The sequence below is a fragment of the Amycolatopsis sp. NPDC031561 genome (assembly GCF_055580625.1).
Genome location: NZ_JBVILA010000002.1, coordinates 538,844 through 540,178, shown reverse-complemented (window position 1 = coordinate 540,178; position 1,335 = coordinate 538,844). Strand labels below are relative to the sequence as shown.

Genomic DNA, 1,335 nt, shown 5'->3' with positions numbered 1-1,335 from the left:
GGTTTCGTGGTTTTTTGTTTTCTCTGCTTTTTTTTTTCCTCTTTTTTTCTTCCTCCCCCCCCCCCCCCCCCCCCCCCCCCCCCCCCCCCCCCCCCCCCACCCCGACCTAGTTATCCACAGCCACCCCTCCGCTCACCCGGTTGTCCACAAATCCGCTCCACGCACTCCACGGCCGGGCCCCAGGGGCGATCGTCGAAGGGTGCCCACTCACGAACGCTGGTCGCAAGACTCGATCCCGGCCGAGCAACGCCCGAGCTGGCCGGTCCTGCTGGGCGAGCAGCATGGAATCGTCTCGAGGCGGCAATTACGCGCCTACGGCCACACCATGTCGGATATCAGGGCGAATCTCGCGGCCGGTCGCTGGCATCGGGTTCTCCCGCGCGTTTACTCGACGTTCACCGGCGAGTTGTCCCGTTCGGCGAAGATCCACGCCGCGTTGCTCTATGGAAGTGGTTACGCGATCTTGAGCCATCGCACCGCCGCGGAAGAATGGAAAATTCTCCCTATCGTCGAAGGACCTGTCGAGATCACAGTTCCGTACGCCTTCTCGGCGATCTCGCAGGAACCCTTGGTCGTAGTGCACAGATCCCGCGCATTGCCCCACATCGCCGCCGGGACGAATCCGCCACGGACCAGGGTCACGGACACGATCCTCGATCTGGCCACCGCTCAGCGGACACCACAGCAGGCGACGAACGTCATCGTCGATCTCCTCGGCCGGACAAGGGTCTCTGTGGCCACCATGCGGGCGTGTGTACTCGCGCGGCCACCGTTCCGCTATCGGCCCGCCATCCGATACGGCCTCGCGCTCGTCGGCGGCGGACTGATGTCGGCACTCGAAGTGGCCTACAAGGAGAAGGTCGAAGACGAACACGGACTACCGCGCGGAAATCGGCAAACCCCCATCGAAGTGGACGGCAAAACGCTTTGGGAGGACGTCACCTACGACCTGCACGGAGCAGCGGTGACGGTCCGGCTCGACGGCCGCGCGACCCACGCCATGGCCGGCATCGCCTTCCGGGACCGTCGCCGTGACAACGCGGCCGAGCTGGCAGGACGGGCACGACTCGTCTACGGCTGGCAGGACGTCCGAAACTCACCGTGCGAAGTGGCAGCCGAGGTCCGGGCCATCCTGATCCGCGAAGGCTGGGACCCGGAAGGCGCGCGAGAAGCGACTAGCCGGAAATGCGGAGGTGGCGAAGGTGGCGGAGGTGAGTGATGGGGGTGGCGGTACCGAGTGGGTCGGGGCGGGGGTGGGGGGGGGGGGGGGGGGGGGGGGGGGGGTTGACCCCACCAAAAGCACAAAAGCCACCACAACCACGAGCAATACGCAGA

At 65.8% G+C, this 1,335-nt stretch carries 1 protein-coding gene; it reads left to right on the top strand.

The features are described from left to right. Positions 1–199: 199 nt before the first annotated feature. Positions 200–1,219, top strand: coding sequence for a hypothetical protein (locus ACZ5IK_RS08180; RefSeq protein ID WP_465487108.1), 1,020 nt, complete (start codon positions 200–202; stop codon positions 1,217–1,219). Positions 1,220–1,335 lie beyond the last annotated feature (116 nt).